The organism is Occallatibacter sp., from assembly GCF_049802275.1.
Lineage (GTDB): Bacteria > Acidobacteriota > Terriglobia > Terriglobales > Acidobacteriaceae > Telmatobacter.
This window is the reverse complement of sequence record NZ_JBARMD010000031.1, coordinates 1-1,544: the sequence shown is the minus strand read 5'-3', so window position 1 is coordinate 1,544 and position 1,544 is coordinate 1. Positions and strand designations below refer to the sequence as shown.

General features: G+C 61.0%; 1 protein-coding gene. It reads right to left on the bottom strand.

Annotated features, from left to right (window positions below; genetic code table 11):
• On the bottom strand, positions 1-1,544 hold a 1,544-nt coding region (locus tag WA354_RS00890), incomplete at both ends, for an FtsX-like permease family protein (RefSeq protein ID WP_472811122.1).

Sequence of the window (1,544 nt, the reverse complement as noted above, 5' to 3'; positions counted from 1 at the left end):
GGGTCATCGCCGCTACAGCGCTGATCAGAACCAGCGGATCGCGCGGGGTGGCTTCATACACCAGTGCCGCCAGCAGTCGGCTCGCAAGCACCCCCAGCACCAGCCCCGCCAGCGACCCTGAAAGCAGCACGATCAGCGGACGACCCAGGGCCGCTCGCATCAGCTGCGTGCGATGCGCTCCCAGGGCGACGCGAATGCCGAGTTCCCGCAGCCGCTTCGACACCGTATAAGTCGCCATCCCAAATACCCCGGTGATCGCCAGCATCGCGGCGAGAATTCCCATCACGCTCAAAGTTGCCGTGGCAATTCGCGGCGGAAAGAGTGGGAACGAGAGCCTGTCCGGCCAGGTGCGCAGGCTGAACGGCAGGCTTGGATCGATGCTCGTGAGCATGCGATTCAAAGCCCCTGCGATCTCGGCTGGCGGCAGATCCGATCGCACAATCAAAATCGTATTTGCCTCATGGTCTTGATCGAGCGGAAAGAACATGGCCGGTGCTGGATCTTCCGTAAGCATCTCGTATTTGCCGTTCTCGACGACCCCTACAATCTGATAATTCGTCTTGTCGCCGCCCAGGAAATGACGTCCGATTGCGGACTCCTCGCCAAACATCTTATGTGCGAAGATTTCATTCACGATCGCGACTTTCGGTGCCTTAGGACCATCGTCCCAGGTGAAATCACGGCCCGCGAGTAACGTGGTGCCGGCGGCCGCCAAATATCCAGGTGAGATCCCGTAGCTCTTGGGACTCATCACGCTGTTTGAACTGCGCAGGTCGGTAGTTCCCTCGCGGTAGACTGACCAGTTGCTGCCGCCCCCACCCAGCGGCAATGAATCGATGGTGCCCGCGCCTTTGACACCCGGAAGCGCCGCAGCCGCTTCAATCATGCGTCGCTGAACAGGGAATGCAGAGTTATCGGAGTAGCCCGCCATCTCCATATCGGTGTCGGCGACCGTCGCCCCCTGCGGAACAAAACCCATCGGTGCGTGCAGCGAGCGCTCCATGCCGCGCAAAGCCACCATCGACGCCGTCAACAGCAGCGCACAGAGTGCGATCTGGATCCCGAGGAGCAGATCGCGCAAAGTCACACGGCGCAGAATCCTCGCCGAAGTAGTTCCGCTTTTCATCGCATCCGTCGCGTCTGTCCGCCACACCTGCCGCGCCGGCATCAGGCCAGGAAGAATTCCAGCAGCAACCGAAAGTAGCACCGCAATTAAATAAGTCCGTCCATCTGCGACAACGGTGACGTGGATCGGATATTCGGTGATCGGCTGCCACTGGCTAAGCACTCCAAGCATGGCTGTCGCAATCAATGTCCCCAGCGCGCCGCCTGCCAGTGAAACCAGAACAGCCTCCGTGAGCAGTTGCCGCAGAATGCGCCACCGCGTCGAGCCAATTGAGAGCCGGATCGCCAGTTCGCGGCTACGGTCAGCGGCGCGTGCAGCAAAGATGCCCGCAAGGTTGACGCACGCAGCCAGCAACACCAGCAGCGCCAGTCCCATGATCGCGGCCAAAAACGGCTGTGCCGGACCGCCAAGCGTGTCC